Origin of the sequence: Neoaquamicrobium sediminum (genome assembly GCF_040970315.1) — a bacterium.
Lineage (GTDB): Bacteria > Pseudomonadota > Alphaproteobacteria > Rhizobiales > Rhizobiaceae > Aerobium > Aerobium sediminum.
The window spans coordinates 23,460-38,401 of record NZ_JAZHFV010000009.1; the positions used below are offsets into that span (position 1 = coordinate 23,460).

18 protein-coding genes are annotated in these 14,942 nt (G+C 62.4%); 1 reads left to right on the plus strand and 17 read right to left on the minus strand.

The annotated features are described in order from the left end of the window. The first annotated feature begins 2 nt into the window (after positions 1-2). On the plus strand, positions 3-1,364 hold the full coding sequence (locus V1479_RS22365) for an O-antigen ligase family protein (protein ID WP_368804818.1): 1,362 nt from the start codon (positions 3-5) through the stop codon (positions 1,362-1,364). Between the two features lie 70 nt (positions 1,365-1,434). On the opposite strand, the gene V1479_RS22370 is transcribed toward V1479_RS22365, so the two are convergent. The 17 genes from V1479_RS22370 to flgF all read right to left on the minus strand — a co-directional run bounded on the left by V1479_RS22370 (position 1,435) and on the right by flgF (position 14,934). Next, the gene (locus V1479_RS22370; protein WP_368804819.1) at positions 1,435-2,430 is read right to left on the minus strand and encodes a flagellin N-terminal helical domain-containing protein; all 996 of its coding nucleotides are present in this window, start codon (positions 2,428-2,430) and stop codon (positions 1,435-1,437) included. A gap of 173 nt (positions 2,431-2,603) precedes the next feature. Next, complete coding sequence (locus V1479_RS22375; RefSeq protein ID WP_368804820.1) at positions 2,604-3,404, minus strand: flagellin N-terminal helical domain-containing protein; 801 nt, start codon at positions 3,402-3,404, stop codon at positions 2,604-2,606. Between the two features lie 315 nt (positions 3,405-3,719). Continuing rightward, positions 3,720-4,517, minus strand: coding sequence for a flagellin N-terminal helical domain-containing protein (locus V1479_RS22380; protein ID WP_368804821.1), 798 nt, complete (start codon positions 4,515-4,517; stop codon positions 3,720-3,722). A gap of 315 nt (positions 4,518-4,832) precedes the next feature. Continuing rightward, entirely contained in the window at positions 4,833-5,630 is a 798-nt protein-coding gene (locus V1479_RS22385) for a flagellin N-terminal helical domain-containing protein (protein WP_368804822.1), read from the minus strand. Positions 5,631-5,837: 207 nt separating this feature from the next. Beyond that, a complete protein-coding gene (fliP, locus tag V1479_RS22390) occupies positions 5,838-6,575 on the minus strand; it encodes a flagellar type III secretion system pore protein FliP (RefSeq protein WP_368804823.1) in 738 nt (245 codons plus the stop codon). Continuing rightward, positions 6,572-7,063, minus strand: coding sequence for a flagellar basal body-associated FliL family protein (locus tag V1479_RS22395; RefSeq protein WP_368804824.1), 492 nt, complete (start codon positions 7,061-7,063; stop codon positions 6,572-6,574). Before V1479_RS22395 ends, fliP begins: the two co-directional genes overlap by 4 nt. Positions 7,064-7,074: 11 nt before the next feature. Continuing rightward, positions 7,075-7,776: a flagellar basal body L-ring protein FlgH gene (gene flgH, locus V1479_RS22400; protein WP_368804825.1), complete on the minus strand. Its 702-nt coding sequence runs from the start codon at positions 7,774-7,776 to the stop codon at positions 7,075-7,077. Further along, complete coding sequence (locus V1479_RS22405; protein ID WP_368804826.1) at positions 7,773-8,312, minus strand: MotE family protein; 540 nt, start codon at positions 8,310-8,312, stop codon at positions 7,773-7,775. Before V1479_RS22405 ends, flgH begins: the two co-directional genes overlap by 4 nt. 10 nt (positions 8,313-8,322) lie before the next feature. Further along, positions 8,323-9,531 carry a flagellar basal body P-ring protein FlgI gene (locus tag V1479_RS22410; RefSeq protein ID WP_368804827.1) on the minus strand — a complete coding sequence of 403 codons (1,209 nt, stop codon included), beginning with the start codon at positions 9,529-9,531 and terminating at the stop codon, positions 8,323-8,325. Next, positions 9,528-9,995, minus strand: coding sequence for a flagellar basal body P-ring formation chaperone FlgA (gene flgA, locus V1479_RS22415; RefSeq protein WP_368804828.1), 468 nt, complete (start codon positions 9,993-9,995; stop codon positions 9,528-9,530). The genes V1479_RS22410 and flgA overlap by 4 nt, the downstream gene beginning before the upstream one ends. Positions 9,996-10,000: 5 nt before the next feature. Continuing rightward, positions 10,001-10,789, minus strand: a complete 789-nt coding sequence (gene flgG / locus V1479_RS22420) for a flagellar basal-body rod protein FlgG (protein WP_173193126.1) — start codon at positions 10,787-10,789, stop codon at positions 10,001-10,003. An 11-nt stretch (positions 10,790-10,800) separates the two neighbouring features. Next, a complete protein-coding gene (gene fliE, locus V1479_RS22425; RefSeq protein ID WP_173193726.1) occupies positions 10,801-11,079 on the minus strand; it encodes a flagellar hook-basal body complex protein FliE in 279 nt (92 codons plus the stop codon). A 47-nt stretch (positions 11,080-11,126) separates the two neighbouring features. Then, on the minus strand, positions 11,127-11,543 hold the full coding sequence (gene flgC / locus V1479_RS22430; RefSeq protein ID WP_173193728.1) for a flagellar basal body rod protein FlgC: 417 nt from the start codon (positions 11,541-11,543) through the stop codon (positions 11,127-11,129). Between the two features lie 5 nt (positions 11,544-11,548). Beyond that, positions 11,549-11,929, minus strand: a complete 381-nt coding sequence (gene flgB, locus V1479_RS22435; RefSeq protein ID WP_173193128.1) for a flagellar basal body rod protein FlgB — start codon at positions 11,927-11,929, stop codon at positions 11,549-11,551. A gap of 63 nt (positions 11,930-11,992) precedes the next feature. Next, a complete protein-coding gene (locus tag V1479_RS22440) occupies positions 11,993-12,799 on the minus strand; it encodes a hypothetical protein (RefSeq protein ID WP_173193130.1) in 807 nt (268 codons plus the stop codon). Further along, positions 12,783-14,204 (minus strand): flagellar protein export ATPase FliI, encoded by a 1,422-nt coding sequence (gene fliI / locus V1479_RS22445; RefSeq protein WP_173193132.1) that lies wholly within the window; start codon positions 14,202-14,204, stop codon positions 12,783-12,785. Before fliI ends, V1479_RS22440 begins: the two co-directional genes overlap by 17 nt. Before the next feature lie 4 nt (positions 14,205-14,208). Next, complete coding sequence (gene flgF / locus V1479_RS22450; protein ID WP_368804829.1) at positions 14,209-14,934, minus strand: flagellar basal-body rod protein FlgF; 726 nt, start codon at positions 14,932-14,934, stop codon at positions 14,209-14,211. Between the last annotated feature and the right edge of the window lie 8 nt (positions 14,935-14,942).

The window sequence follows — 14,942 nt, forward strand, 5'->3', positions numbered from 1 at the left end:
CGATGGCGGCGATAGGCGATACGAGAGGCAACGTCAGACGATCGGCCGGTCCGATCGTCACCGACGCATGGGCGCTGCAATGCTTCCTCATTGCCGCGACCATCGTCATGCTGCCGGTGAACTGGGCGCTGGGCACGGATCTGCCCTGGGTCTACCTCGTGGGCGTCGTCCTCGCCTTTGGAATGGTGCGTTTCGCACTCCCCGAGTGGCAGCTTCTGTCACTGGCGGCGGCGCTTGCCTTCTCGCTCTTTCTGGCAATGATGACTCATTTCCAGGGCGAGCGCGCCTTCGGTGCCGCCTACAACATATCCGTGCTGCTGCTGCTTCTGGTCTTCATCAATTTCGGCCGGCAGCTCGACCATGCCCCGCGCAACCACCGCGGCATCTGGCCCAAGGACACGATCTACGGCGCAGCCCTTATCGCCTACATCTCCTATGTCGTCTTCATGGTAGTGACCATGGGCTATTCGGCGGTGTCCGGCCAAAGCCGAATCTACTTCTATTCGCTCATTTTAGGTAACCTCGGCCAATTGCCGGGCATTCTCGGCACCTACGCGCTGAACATCGTCGTGGAGAGTGACTGGATCAACGGCGGGGTCGTCTCCCGCAATCACGGCATGGGTGTCTACGCCACCGAAAGCGCGATCCAGGTCGTCATGCTGGGCGCAATGGGCGCCATCTACCTGATCCGCCGGCGCATGTTCATGTGGGCCATACTTCTGGAACTCTCGATCCTCCCGATGCTCCTGCCGTTCGGCAGCCGCACGACCAGTCTCGCCTATGTCGCTTCGCTTGCGTTTCTGGCGGTGGTCTGGCGGGGCGGCGTGATGCTCGGCGTAATTCTGCTCGGGCCGTTGGTCCTGGCCGTGGTCGCTCTGTTTGGCCCGGACCTGGTCGACCTGTTCCAGGCTTCGGCGCAGTCGGTTGCCGAGTCCCGCGCGGGATCGACCGCGACGCGGCTGGAGACCTACGCCCTCGCGATCCGCATGGTGCTGGACCAGAACCTGATCTTCGGGCTGGGTATCAAGCCTGTCGACGTCTCGCTTGCGGAAATCCCGATCGGCTCGCATTCGAGCATGGTGTCGACCTTCACGCGCGGCGGACTGATAGGGCTCGGACTTTTCCTGGCCTTCTATCTGACAGTGGCCGTCCGCATGATCGTGGTGCAGGTGGCCGCCTTCACGCGCAGCGCCCGACTGACTAACGAGTCGCGGCTCGAACTGGTTTTTCTCGCCCGCGCAATCTTCGTCATCCTGATCTGGTATCTGACGGAAGATCTCGACGTGCCGCTGTACCATACGCTGCTATCAGGTGTTATCATCGGCATATTCTGGAACATGGGCGAGCGGCTGCGACGCATTTGACGGGTGCCACCAACGCAAACGGGCTGCCCTCGCGGACAGCCCGTCAGATGCTCGCCCCTGTAGTGCCGCGCTAGTTGCGGAACAAGAGCAGGATGTTTTCCGCATAGGAATTGGCTATCTGGAGCGACTGCACGCCAAGCTGCTGCTGCACCTGCAGCGCCTGCAGCCGGGTCGACTCCTTGTTCATGTCTGCATCGACCAGCTGACCGACACCGCGGTCAATCGAATCCATCAGGTTGGAGGTATAGTCCTTCTGCAGGTCCACACGCTTCTTGATCGCGCCGATGGCCGTCGCGGCGTTGGCCATTTCCGCCAGCGTCTGGTCGACGACGGTAAGCATCTGTTCGAGCTGCTCGTCGGTGTGGCCCACGACATTCAGCGACGATACAGCGTAGCCGTCGGTCGCGGCCGCGGTTCCGGGCGTGGCCGCGGTGGCGGTGTCGTCGCGCAATCCCGTCGTGCCGAGGCGGAGCCCCTCAAGCATGCCCATCGTTTCGTTCGTGGTTGCCGCGGCGTCATAGAGCTTGATAGCCTGTACGTCGATGCCGATGTAGCCGAGGATGATCGCGCCGTTCTGGTCGCGCGTGAAGGCCGAAACGATGTCGACCTCCTTGTGCACTCCATCCGAAGGATGACCGTTGGCGGCGAGCGAGTTGACTGACAGCCAGTTGGCGCCCGAGAAGGTCGCGGCGAGCGCGGTGAACCGAAGCTGCTCCTGGAAGGCGGTCACTTCTTCCTGGATACGCTCCTTATTGTCTTCGCTCATGCCGACGGCGGCTAGAACCTTCTGCTTGATCTCGTCGATGAGACCGATCGCGGCTTCGAGCGCCGTATAGGCGGTGTCGACGCGGCTGGCGCCGAGGCCAAGCGTATCCTGGACGGTGGACAGAACGTTGTTGTCGGACCGCATCGTGGTCGCGATTGACCAGTAGGCCGCGTTGTCGGATGCCTGCGAGACGCGCAGGCCGGTCGAGATGCGACCCTGCACAACCTCCAGTGCCTTGTTGGTGGCGTGAAGGACCTGCAACGCGGTCATCGCTGCCGGGTTTGTGTTGATGCTCGACAAGGTGTTGCCCCTTCTAAGACGCCCGCTGATTTGGTTAACCATAAGTAGATTTTCATGGTTAACGGGTCGTTAAGCAGACGTGCCGAATGGGGCGCTTCGAGACGCGCGCGCAGCACAAAGGCCCGCGCCCCCATGAGGAGCGCGGACCGGCACCGACTAAGGTGCCTTAGGGATCAGCCGCGGAACAGCGTCAGGATGTTCTGGCTCGACGAATTGGCGATCGACAACGCCTGGATGCCGAGCTGCTGCTGCACCTGAAGGGCGGACAGCTTTGCCGATTCCGCATTCATGTCGGCATCGACGAGCTGACCGACGCCACGGTCGACAGCATCGATGAGCTTCGACGTGAAGGTCATCTGGGATTCGAGCCGTACCTTCATCGCGCCCAGTTCGGAAGCAGCACCGCGCATCGCATAGAGAGCAAGTTCCGCCGTGTCGGCATCGGTCATCGTGGCGGCTTCCGCCTCGAGGTCGTAGGCGTTCAGCGTCAGGGTCTTGACTTCGGTCGAGCCCGCAGTGCCATCACCCTTGATGTAGCCCGTTACCACGGTCACGTTGGCGCCAGTGCTCGCCAGCAGGTTCTGGCCTTCGAAGTCAGCCGCGGCAGCGATTTCCTGCATGGCGGCAACAAGTTCGTCGATTTCCGCCTGGAGTGCCGCGGTATCGGTGCCGTCCTGCTCCATCGCAAGGTAGCGGGAGTGGATCTCGGTGGTCAGCTTGATCGCTTCGTCGAGGCCGGTATACGCGGCATCGAGGATCGCCCGGCCGAAGCCAATCGAGTCCTTCACGACGCCGAGCAGGTTGCTCTGGCTCTTCATACCGACCGAGATCGACCAGTAGGCCGCATTGTCCGAAGCCTCGTTGACGCGCGCGCCGGTGGCAATTCGGTTCTGGGTTACAGCAAGCTTCTTGTTGGTGCTGGTGAGGGTTTGCAGCGCCGTCATCGCGGCGGCATTCGTCAGGAGACTAGCCATTTTTCTACGCCTTGAACTGATTACGTCACGACATGCCGGGCTGATTGCCGGCGTGGCGGATTGGCGTCATGCCCCCGGATACTGCACACTCGGTCCGGCCCGCTTGTTGACGCTATTTATGAACAAGGATGGATAATGGGAGGCTAAGAAACATGGTTAATGAAGTATAAATCCCAATGTTTTTGGTTTATAAATAGTAAAAATACAGGATAAGTATTTATGAAATAGAAACTTTAGTTCTTAAATGGTAAAGGCCGCGCTCCGGCTGAAGCGCGGCCTTCGATTTTTCAGGGCTGGTCAGCCCTGCCTTGTCGCTTAGCGGAAGAGCGACAGGATGTTCTGGCTGTTGGAGTTGGCGATCGACAGCGCCTGGATGCCGAGCTGCTGCTGGACCTGCAGGGCCGACAGACGAGCCGACTCTGCATTCATGTCGGCATCGACGAGCTGGCCGACGCCGCGATCGAGCGCATCCATCAGCTTCGAGGTGAAGCTGAGCTGGGCATCGAGGCGGGTCTTCATCGCGCCGAGTTCCGAAGCGGCTTCACGCATGGCGACCAGCGACGCTTCCGTGGTGTCGGCGTCGGTCATGTTCGCCGTCTCGGCCTCGAGATCGTAGGCGTTGAGCGTCAGGGTCTTGGTCTCGGTCGAACCGGCAGTGCCGTCACCCTTGATGTAGCCGGTCACGACCGTGACGTTGGCGCCACCGGTGGCGAGCAGGTTCTGGCCCTCGAAGTCGGCAGCCTGAGCGATTTCCTCGATTGCCGTCTTCAGCTCGGCGATTTCGGCGTCGATGGCAGCCGTGTCCACGCCGTCCTGCTCGCGAGCAAGGTAACGCGAATGGATTTCCGAGGTCAGCTTGATGGCTTCGTCGAGACCGGTATAGGCCGCGTCGAGGATCGCCTTGCCGAAGCCGATCGAGTCCTTGACGACCGACTGCAGGTTGCTCTGGTTCTTCATGCCGACCGAGATCGACCAGTAGGCGGCATTGTCGGAGGCCTGCGAAACACGCTCGCCGGTAGCGATGCGGTTCTGCGTGGTAGCCAGGTTGTTGTTGGTCTTGGTCAGGGTCTGGAGCGCCGTCATCGCGGACGCGTTGGTCAGAAGACTCGTCATGAGAATACGCCTTGTACTGAGTACTAAACTGACATGCCGGGCAACTGCCGGCTAAGCGGAGGGGCGTCATGCCAACCGGAACACTCTGTGTTTCCTCCCGGCCCGCTCTTGAACGCAGATGTAAACAGCAATGGCTAACCGCCACCTAAGGAACATGGTTAATGATTTGCTTTTGCTGAAAAATTTACCATTCGCCTTAGTATTTCGGCTGCAGCGTAACTCCCGCACGGTAGACACAAGCAAAAGGCCGCGCCCTGAGGGACGCGGCCTGATGATAGGAAATAGGCTTCAGCCTATCCCAGCCGATGGAACGTCTTAGCGGAAGAGCGCGAGAACGTTCTGGCTGTTGGAGTTGGCGATCGACAGCGCCTGGATACCGAGCTGCTGCTGAACCTGCAGGGCCGACAGACGAGCCGACTCTGCATTCATGTCGGCATCGACGAGCTGGCCGACGCCACGGTCGAGCGCGTCCTTCAGCTTCGAGGTGAAGCTGAGCTGGGCGTCCAGACGGATCTTCTTGGCGCCGAGGTCAGAAGCGGCCTCACGCATGGCGACCAGCGACGCTTCCGTGGTGTCTGCGTCGGTCATGTTCGCCGTTTCGCCTTCGAGATCGTAGGCGCTGAGCGTCAGGGTCTTGGTCTCGGAGGAACCGGCAGTGCCGTCGCCCTTGATATAGCCGGTCACGACCGTGACGTCGGCGCCAGCAGTGGCGAGCAGGTTCTGGCCCTCGAAGTCGGCAGCCGCCGCAATTTCCTGGATAGCCGTCTTCAGTTCGGCGATTTCGGCGTCGATGGCATCCGTGTCCACGCCGTCCTGCTCGCGAGCAAGGTAACGCGAGTGGATTTCGGAGGTCAGCTTGATGGCTTCGTCAAGGCCGGTATAGGCCGCGTCGAGGATCGCCTTGCCGAAACCCATCGAGTCCTTGACGACCGACTGCAGGTTGCTCTGGTTCTTCATGCCGACCGAGATCGACCAGTAAGCAGCGTTGTCGGAAGCTTCGTTGACGCGCGCGCCGGTGGCGATGCGGTTCTGCGTGGTAGCCAGGTTCTTGTTGGTCTTGTTCAGGGTCTGGAGCGCCGTCATTGCGGACGCGTTGGTCAGAAGACTCGTCATGAGAATACGCCTTGTACTCGATACACAATTGACATGCCGGATTCTCACCAGCGAAGCGGCGCGGCCTCATGCCCGATCGGTTGGAAATCCCCATGACCAATCTGCCCCTCGCAATCCGTTCTAGGGGCCAAACCCTACGGATGAGATAAGCAGCGTGGTTAATTTTCGTCGGAAAATCAGATGGTTAACGTGCGCTGAATCGGCGCGTTAAGCAAACGAGCGCACGAGACTGCCAACGAGCAGGTTCCAGCCGTCGATAAGGACGAAGAACAGTATCTTGAACGGCAACGACACCACCACCGGCGGCAGCATCATCATGCCCATCGACATGGTGATCGTCGCCACGATCAGGTCGATCACCAGAAACGGCAGCACGATCAGAAAGCCGATCTCGAACCCGCGCCGGATTTCGGAGATCATGAACGCCGGAACGAGAATGCGAAAATCCGCGTCCTGAACGGAAACGTCCGCCTGTTCGCGTTCGCGCGCGAGATCTGCGAAAAGGTCGAAATCCTTGTCGCGCACATTGGCGATCATGAAATCGCGGAACGGCTCCGAGATGCGCCCGAACGCCTCTTCCTCGTTGATCTCGTTCGCGACCAGCGGCTGCACGCCCTCGTTCCAGGCCCGATCGAATGTAGGTCCCATGACATAGAAAGTCATGAACAGAGACAGGCTGACCAGGATCAGGTTCGCCGGCGTGCTCGGCAAACCCATGCCCGAGCGCAGGATCGAGAACACGATGACGAACCGGGTGAAGCTCGTCACCATGATGAGGATGCCGGGCGCAAGCGACAGGACCGTCAACAGTCCGAAAAGCTGAATGATCGAACCGACCGTCTGGCCCTCGAGCTGGCCGGTCAGGCCCCCGAGGTCGAGCTGCTGCGCGCTGGCCGGCGCGACAAGCACCAGCAGCAAAAGGACTGAGGTGGCCAAGCGGATCATTGGAAAAGCAACGTCCGGATCAGGATACGCTTGACGGAGCCGTCGCTGCGGATGGAGGCGCGCTCCTCGATATCGGAACGCAGGTGCTGAAAGCCACTCGCGCCTTCGACCTGATGAATCTTCACTGTACGGAGATAGGCGAGAACATCCTGCTGAATGGTCTGCGCCATCATCATGTCCGGTTCGGCATCGAACACCAGCGCCAGCTCAAGCCTCACCCATGTTCCCGTCGGCCCGGCCAGATTGGTTGTGATCGGTTCCAGATAGACGACACCCATTCCGTCATGGGCCTCGGCGAGCGTGGTCTCCGTCGCCTTCGCCGTCTCGACTGCGGCCTGCTCATGGGCAGCCGGTTGCTGGCCGGTCAGGTAAAGGCCGGAGCCCCAGCCGATACCGACCGCAACGACGCTTAATCCCACGAGCAGCGCGATCTGCAGCAGCAGCGAGGGTCCCTGCTTTTCCGGTGCCGTATCGTCGACGATAGCCAAGTCCATCACCCCTAGAACGGAAGCAGGTTGTCGAGAATCTGATGCCCGTAGGCCGGCTGCTGAACCTCCGTCAGTCGGCCCCTACCGCCGTAGGAGATACGCGCCTCTGCGATCCTCTCATAGGACACGGTATTGGCCGCGCCGATGTCGGACGGCCGCACAATGCCGGTAATCGTCAGCACCCGCAGTTCGGCATTGACCAGCACTTCCTGCGAGCCGCTGATCACGAGGTTCCCGTTCGGCAGCACCTCAGTCACCACCGCTGCCACCTGGAGCTGGATGTCCTCGGAACGAGCCGTTGCCCCCGCGCCCTTCGAATTCGTGGATGAATCGATATCGGCGCTGGCCGCGCCGGCGGTTCCAAGCCCCAGCCACGAAAGATCGGCGCCGAAGCCAAGGCCCCGGCTGCCGGTGCGGCTGCGTTCGGATTCGTTGCGGAATCGTGCGCGATCGTTGATGCGGATATCAACCGTGAGGATGTCGCCGGCGCTCAGCGCCCGCGCATCGGTAAAGAACTTGCTTTGCCGGTCGTCCCAAAGCGAATAACGCTTGGCCTCCTGCGCGGGCGGCGTCGGATAGGTGTAGATCGCCTGCGGATCGCCCACGCCATAGCCTACAGGCGAAAGCGTCGGCGGGACGCCGACCTCTTCCCGCACGGTCGAGCAACCGGCGAGCGCGAGCCCCGCGATGAGAAGAAGCGGCTTGCGCATCATGTCGGGTCCTGCTTGCGGGTGGCGCTCGCGAGAATGCCGGTAAGCACCGCGGCGGCCTTGCTGTCCATTTCATTGAGGATGATGCCAGCCTTGCGGGCCTGCAGTTTCATCAGGATGCTGGCCGCGACCTCGACATGCACCTCGGCAAGCCGCTCGGCCGCCGCGTCCGGACGCATCACGGAGTAGATCTCGACGAGGTTTTCCTCCGCCTTCGCGAGGAAGTCATTGCGGCGCGTGAGCCAGGCTTCATATTCGGCGCGCTTTTCCTCCATCGCCTCGATGCGCTGGTCGATATCCTTCTGAAGCGTCTCGAGTTCTGCCTTCTGCAAGGCGTATCTGCGGTCCCTTGCGGCATCGGCGATGTTGGAACAGAAGCGACGGACGTCCTCGTCCAGCTCGCTGACTGTCTCGGTGATAGCACCGACAGCCTGCGTTGCCGCGGGCGTTCCGCCGAAGACCACCGCACCCAGGATGACGCCGGCGCCGAGGGCCAGGGTTGCTGTGCCACGTGGTCGAAGGTTGAGGTAGCTGCGCATTGTCCTGGTCCTATTGCAGCACGAGTTCAGCCTGGAGCGCGCCGGCGGACTTGATGCCCTGCAGGATCGCAATGATGCCGTCCGGTTTCACGCCGAGCCGGTTGAGACCGGCAACCAGCGTCTGAAGGTCTGGCCCGTCAAGCACGGCGACGTTCGCGTCCGGCTGGTTCGCATCGATCGCCGTGAAGGGCTCGACCGCCGTTTCGCCGCGCGAGAATGGTTCCGGCTGCACGACCTGCGGCATTTCGGTGATGCGCACCGTCAAAGCGCCGTGGGAAATCGCCACGCGCGAGATGCGCACCTGCTGGCCGATCACGATCGTGCCTGTGCGTTCGTCGACGACCACGCGCGCAGGCGCATCGGATTCGACGACGATGTTTTCGAGTTCGGCAAAGAAACGCGCCGAAGAGATATTCGAAGGCCGATTGATGAGAACCGTACGTGCATCCTGCTCGGCGGCCAGCCGCTGGCCGAAACGGCTCACCGCATATTCGTTGATCGCGTCGGTGATCCGCACTGCCGTGGAGAAATCGGGATTGCGCAGTTGCAGCGTGAGCGTCGTATCCGCACTGAAGGAGGCGGGCACCTGCCGCTCGACAATGGCGCCGTTCGGGACACGGCCGCTCGTTGGCACGCCCTGCGTCAGCGTTTCGGCCTGACCCTGCGCGGTGAAGCCGGAGACGATAACCGACCCCTGCGCCACGGCATAAATCTCGCCATCGGGCGCGCGCAGCGGGGTCATCACCAGCGTGCCGCCTGCAAGCGAGGTGGCGTCGCCCATTGAGGAAACGTTAACATCGATCCGCGCACCCGACTGGACGAAGGGCGGCAGGTTCGCGGTTACGATGACGGCGGCGACATTCCGCGAACGGGATGCGCCGCCCCGCGTGGAGATGCCGAGGTTTTCCAGCATCGCCCGCACCGACTGCTCGGTGAAGGGTGAATTGCGCAGCCCGTCGCCGGTGCCCTGCACGCCGATCACCAGACCGTAACCGACGAGCTGATTGTCGCGGGCGCTTTGCAGCGTGGCGACATCCTTGATCCGCGAAACGGTAAAGCCTCGTCCGGAAAGCGGGTCGTTGCGGTTCACGCCGCCATAGGCCGCCCCGCCATAGACGTCGCCGGCCGGTTGCGCCCCGTTCGCAAGCGCTTCGTCGGCACTGGAGGCGCCGACGAAACCGAGACCGAGGCAGAATGCAAGGATCAGCGCACGCATCATGATTCGGAAACTCTGATCGAACCGTCGCCCATCACCGTGCCGGTGAAGACGACACCGCTGTCGATATTGCGAACCTTGACGAGATCGCCGGCAGCGCCGGCCTGCAGCGGCACGCCCGCAACCGAGATTTCGAGCACCCCTTGCACGAAGCGCACCTGCACCGGCTTGCCGGTCTCTACCAGATAGGCGTCCCTCACCGCCGAAAGGCCAATCAGACGCCCGGGCAACAGCGTGCGCCGGGCAACCTTGCCGTCGACCTGGCCCCATGCACGCGCGAAGGCGGCCGGGTTGCGCAACTGACGACGCAGCGGAACTTCCTCCAACGCGTCTGTGGTGACCGTCTCGCCGGGATAGATGACGCGCGTTGTCACCAGCACCGTCTCCTGCGCAAAAGCCTGCGCGGCGCCGGCCACAGCCAGCAGCGCGATTGCCAACAATGTCCTGCGCAGGAGAAGACGCATCATCGGTCCTATCTCAGTCCCTGGGTGACGACCGCGGCCATCTCGTCTGCCGCCTTGATGACCTTGGAGTTCATCTCGTAGGCGCGCTGCGCCGAGATGAGCGCGGTGATTTCCTTCACCGGATCGACGTTGGACGATTCAAGGTAATACTGCTCGACCGTGCCAAAGCCCGGATCGCCGGGCACGCCCACATTGGCGGGCCCTGACGCGTCGGTTTCCTGGAAAAGCTTGTCCCCCAGCGGCGCCAGGCCTGCCTCATTCGAAAAGACGGAGACCGTAAGCTGGCCGAGCTCCTCGAGCTGCACCTGCCCATCGAAGCGCGCGAAGAACTGGCCGGACTTGTTGACGATGATCTCGACGGCGTCCTCGGGAATGACGATACCGCCGGCGACCAGATAGCCGTCAGCCGTGACAAGCTGGCCTTCCGCATTGGTGTTGAAGCTGCCGGCGCGGGTGTAGAGTGCCTCGCCGTTCACGCCCTCGACCTGGAACCAGCCGCCGCCGGCGATCGCGACGTCCAGCTTGTTGCCGGTTTCGGCGAGAGGACCCTGCGTGTGAATGTTGCGGACCGCGGTAGTCTTGACGCCGAGGCCGATATGCGTGCCTTCCGGCACGAGCGCCTGGTTGGCCCGGTTCGGCGCGCCCTGCACGCGGTCGACCTGATAGAACAGGTCGGAGAACTCGGCCCGCGCGCGCTTGAACGACGTGGTGTTGATGTTCGCGATGTTGTTCGCGATCACTTCAAGGTTGGTCTGCTGGGCGGTCATGCCGGTGGCGGCGATTGCAAGTGCTTTCATCGCTTAAATCCTCAGATCGCCATGCGGCTGATTTCGAGATAGGAGCTCACGATCTTGTCGCGGATCGCGATCGCAGCCTGAAGGGTCTGTTCGGCGCTCATCACCGCATCGACGACCTCACGCGTGTCCGCTTCGCCCTGCAGCGCCTGCAAGGACAGGCCTTCCGCGTTGCGCAATGTCGAGATCGCCTGCCCCGAGGCAGCCGAAAGAGCGGCAGCAAAAGTCGTCTCGGGAGCGACGTTGGGGCGATTGAGCGCCGGGCCGGTGATGTTGGCGAGGCCGTCGAGCATGCCGGCCACCTGACCGACCTTATCGACTCCTGCGAGTCCCTGGATCATTACTGGCCCCTCATCAGTTCAATGGTCATGGAAATCAGTTCGCGTGCCTGCTTGATGGTCTGCAGGTTCGCCTCGTAGCTACGGTTGGCCTCGCGCATGTCAGCCATCTCGACCAGCACGTTGACGTTCGGCATCTTCACGAAACCAAGCTCGTCAGCGGCCTCGTGGCCGGGCTGGTATTCGGTGACGAACGGCGTGCGATCGGGCGAGATAGCCGAAATTTCCACCATATGGGCACCCGAGGCGCGGTCCAGCTCGGCAGTAAACGTGATCGTCTTGCGCTGGAACGGATCGGCGCCCGGCGTATTGCCGGTCGACTGTGCATTGGCGAGGTTTTCCGAAACGATGCGAAGGCGCTCGGATTGAGCGCCCAGCCCCGACGCGGCCACCTTGAGTGAAGAAATGAGCGGATCCATCATGACTACCCCCTGGTCGTCATCATCAGCATGCGGTGAAACGACCTGACGATCGCCGTGTTCATCTCGAAGGAGCGGCGAACCTCACCGGATTTCATCAGTTCGTTTTCCAGCACAACGGTGTTGCCGGAGGGCATCGTCGGATGATCGTCGTTAACCTGGCGAACGTTGAATTCGCCCACCGCATTCGCACCCGCCAGATGCAGCGGATGCGTCGCGCGCATCGACACGCTCGTCTGGTTCAGCACGGCCTCGAACGGCTCGACCTCACGCATGCCGTAGCCGGGCGTGTTCGCATTGGCGATATTGCTTGAAACGGCGGTCTGGCGCACCGAAAGCCACTTGGCTTGCTGGGATGCCAGATCGAACAGGCTGACGGGTTGCATCGCTACTCCCTTGACGCGTAGCGCCACCCTAGGGAGTGAGTCTTGCGTGGACCTTGCGCGCGGTCAGCGCTGCAGTTCGACGACCTTGTCGAGGGTCGTTACCAGCACCCAGTTTCCGTCCCGCTGCTCGATCGAGGCCACCTCGCTGGCGTCGGGCAGACGAGAACCGCGCTGCACGACCCAGAGCCCGTCATCGTCCTCGATCATCGCGCGGCCATTGGCGACATGGACCAGCTTGAAGCTTATGAGATCCGATGGAAACGGCTGCTCCGAGGCGGGGACGGCCCGAACCTCATCTTCTTCTCCCGGCAGCGTGGCAGTGGGGAAGAAGTCCAGGTTCATCTTCGGCACTTCGCCGGTCGAGAAGGGCTGGTTGATCAACGCTGGCTGATAGACCAGATTGGACGGCGGCGTTACCGAGCCGCGGCCTTCGAAAATGAACTCGCGAACGCCGAACTGCTCCTGATTGAAGAAGATATACCACGGAAACAGCGCGCAGGTCAGGCCGAGTGTAACGCCGAGCGCCGCGACAACGATATCGCTGCGGTCCCGTTTTCTGGCTTTTGGCGGCAGCGCAGCAGGCTTTGCAACCTGCGCGGGCGGCGCGGAACTGGCGCGGGCGGCCTTGGGCGCCTTGAACTCTTCGAAGGGAGCCGGCTCTTCCTTCCTGCGGAACCCCAGGCGATGCAGCAAACCCTTTTTTTCGTGACGGCTGGCGAGCTTGGCCTGATAGGCGTCACGCTCAGCCTGGTCGCGTTCGTGATAGAGGGTCCTGATGGCCACATCGCGCGCTTCGGCGAGAGCAGTTCCATCGCCCGCGAGCCGCGGACGGCCCTTGTGTCCGAGGCCAAGCCTATTCGACAGGTTCATCGACCGGCTTCTCCTTGCTCCTCAGGTGGCGGGCGAGATCGGCGAACGGATCTGGCGAGACCCTGTCCTGCGGCGTCTGCGTCAGCGCCTCGTATATGGTCGGCACCTGCCGGACCGCGAGATCGAGTTCCGGATCCGCGCCGGGCTGGTATGCGCCAAGCAACCTTATGTCGCGGGTATCCTCGAAGCGGGCAATCATGCTGCGCAGGCGCGTCACCAGTATCTGCTGCTCCTTCGTCCACGCCTTCGGCGCAAGCCGCGAGATCGACGCAAGAGGATCGACGGGCGGATACCGCCCCTGCTCGGCGATCGACCGATCAAGCACGACGTGGCCATCGAGAATACCGCGAATGGAATCGGCGACCGGGTCGTTGTGATCGTCACCGTCGACCAGCACCGAAAGAATGGCCGTGATCGATCCGGCGCCATCGACACCTGGGCCGGCCCGCTCCAGAAGCTTCGGAAGATCGGTGAAGACCGAGGCGGGATAGCCGCGCGCCACGGGAGGCTCGCCGACACCAATCGCCACTTCCCGCAGCGCGTGAGCAAAACGTGTGATCGAATCCAGCACCAGCAGGACGCGCTGCCCCTGCTCGCGGAAATGCTCGGCGACACGCATCGCCATATCCGGCGCGCGCTTGCGCATCATCGCGCTTTCGTCGCTGGTCGCCACAACCGCCACGGTTTTCGCCAGGCTCTCCGCGCCGATGGTATCTTCGAGGAACTCGCGGACCTCGCGTCCTCGCTCGCCGACCAGCGCCACCACAACCGTGTCGAACGCTTCCGCGCTCGCAAGCATCGCCAGCAGCGTGGACTTGCCGACGCCCGATCCGGCGAAGATGCCGAGACGCTGTCCGAAGCAGATCGGGGTGAAGATGTCGATCACGCGCACGCCGGTCCTGAAACCGGTGGTTACCCTCTGGCGGGACATGGCGAGAGGGGCGGCCGCCGCCTCGCCGGCTTTACCTTGCAGCAGGGAACCAGCGCCATCGACCGGCCGGCCAAGGGCGTCGATCACACGGCCACGCCATGAAGCGTGGGGAGCAGCGCCGCGCCCGGTCTGAATGAAGACAGGGTCGCCGATACCCGCATCCGCGTTGCGTTCATATGGAGCCACCAGCACTTCTTCCGGGCCGATTCTCACGATCTCGCCGGAGCGCGCACCCGATGCCGACCGATGCTCGATGACGTCGCCGAGCCGCGCGCTCGCCGAGATTCCGCGCACGCGGTAATGGCTGGGGGAAACCTCGTCGATGCGTCCGCCGTTGCGCAGGAGCATGCGGTCACCGGCGAAGCGGGATTGCAGATGCTCCAGTGCATGCAGCGTCGTCTCCGGCAGGTCTGCCGGCGCCGCGGACACGGCGGCTTGCACCGGCAAGGGCTGGATGTCAGGCTCGGCGGCCATGAACCTACCTGTTCGGTCCAAGCGTAGAGATCGCCTGATCGAGCGCATTCTCGCTGTCGCGGATCAGGGCCGACGTTTGCTCGAAGGCGCGCTGAACCTGAATCAGGCGGGTAATCTCCTGCACCGGGTTCACGTTCGAATCCTCGACGAAACCTTGAGCAACGCCGATATCCATACGGTCGACGATGGGTTCGGGCGGACCAAACGGCACAATGCCGGAGTTTCCGAAGCGCTGGAAATTGATACCGGGCTGGAAATCAAAGAGGCCGATCGCACCGATCTGAACACCGTTCTGACGCAGCGAACCGTCCGCCCCGGCCTCCGGGGGACCTCCCTGCGGATTGAGCTGGATCGGCGCACCGCCAGCGTCAAGCACGCGGTAGCCTTCGAGCGTGACGAGTTCCCCCGTATCGAGCATCGTGAAGCGACCGTCGCGAGTCATGACCGGGCCCTGCGGCGTCTCGATGCCGAACCACGCGTCGCCCTGGATGATGAAGTCGAGCGGATTTCCGGTCTCGCGAATACCGCCAGCCTGCTCCGACAGATAGGTGTCACCAGACGAAACGAACGAAACGGATTGCGACCCCAGCCCGCTGACGAGGTCCTCGAACTTCACACCGGTGGCGCGAAAGCCGACCGTGCTCGCATTGGCAACGTTGTCGGCAATGGTTGTGAGACGTTTGTCCAGCGCGATCTGCGAGGACAGGGCGACGTAGATTCCGGATTGCAAGGTTCGTT

Coding starts and splice junctions, on each gene's coding strand:
- V1479_RS22365 (WP_368804818.1), top strand. CDS start 3: ATGGCGGCGATAGGCGATACGAGAGGCAACGTCAGACGATCGGCCGGT.
- V1479_RS22375 (WP_368804820.1), bottom strand. CDS start 3,404: ATGGCTAGTCTCCTGACGAATGCCGCCGCGATGACGGCGCTGCAAACC.
- V1479_RS22380 (WP_368804821.1), bottom strand. CDS start 4,517: ATGACGAGTCTTCTGACCAACGCGTCCGCGATGACGGCGCTCCAGACC.
- V1479_RS22385 (WP_368804822.1), bottom strand. CDS start 5,630: ATGACGAGTCTTCTGACCAACGCGTCCGCAATGACGGCGCTCCAGACC.
- fliP (WP_368804823.1), bottom strand. CDS start 6,575: ATGATCCGCTTGGCCACCTCAGTCCTTTTGCTGCTGGTGCTTGTCGCG.
- flgH (WP_368804825.1), bottom strand. CDS start 7,776: ATGATGCGCAAGCCGCTTCTTCTCATCGCGGGGCTCGCGCTCGCCGGT.
- V1479_RS22405 (WP_368804826.1), bottom strand. CDS start 8,312: ATGCGCAGCTACCTCAACCTTCGACCACGTGGCACAGCAACCCTGGCC.
- V1479_RS22410 (WP_368804827.1), bottom strand. CDS start 9,531: ATGATGCGTGCGCTGATCCTTGCATTCTGCCTCGGTCTCGGTTTCGTC.
- flgA (WP_368804828.1), bottom strand. CDS start 9,995: ATGATGCGTCTTCTCCTGCGCAGGACATTGTTGGCAATCGCGCTGCTG.
- flgG (WP_173193126.1), bottom strand. CDS start 10,789: ATGAAAGCACTTGCAATCGCCGCCACCGGCATGACCGCCCAGCAGACC.
- fliE (WP_173193726.1), bottom strand. CDS start 11,079: ATGCTCGACGGCCTCGCCAACATCACCGGCCCGGCGCTCAATCGCCCC.
- flgC (WP_173193728.1), bottom strand. CDS start 11,543: ATGGATCCGCTCATTTCTTCACTCAAGGTGGCCGCGTCGGGGCTGGGC.
- flgB (WP_173193128.1), bottom strand. CDS start 11,929: ATGCAACCCGTCAGCCTGTTCGATCTGGCATCCCAGCAAGCCAAGTGG.
- V1479_RS22440 (WP_173193130.1), bottom strand. CDS start 12,799: ATGAACCTGTCGAATAGGCTTGGCCTCGGACACAAGGGCCGTCCGCGG.
- fliI (WP_173193132.1), bottom strand. CDS start 14,204: ATGGCCGCCGAGCCTGACATCCAGCCCTTGCCGGTGCAAGCCGCCGTG.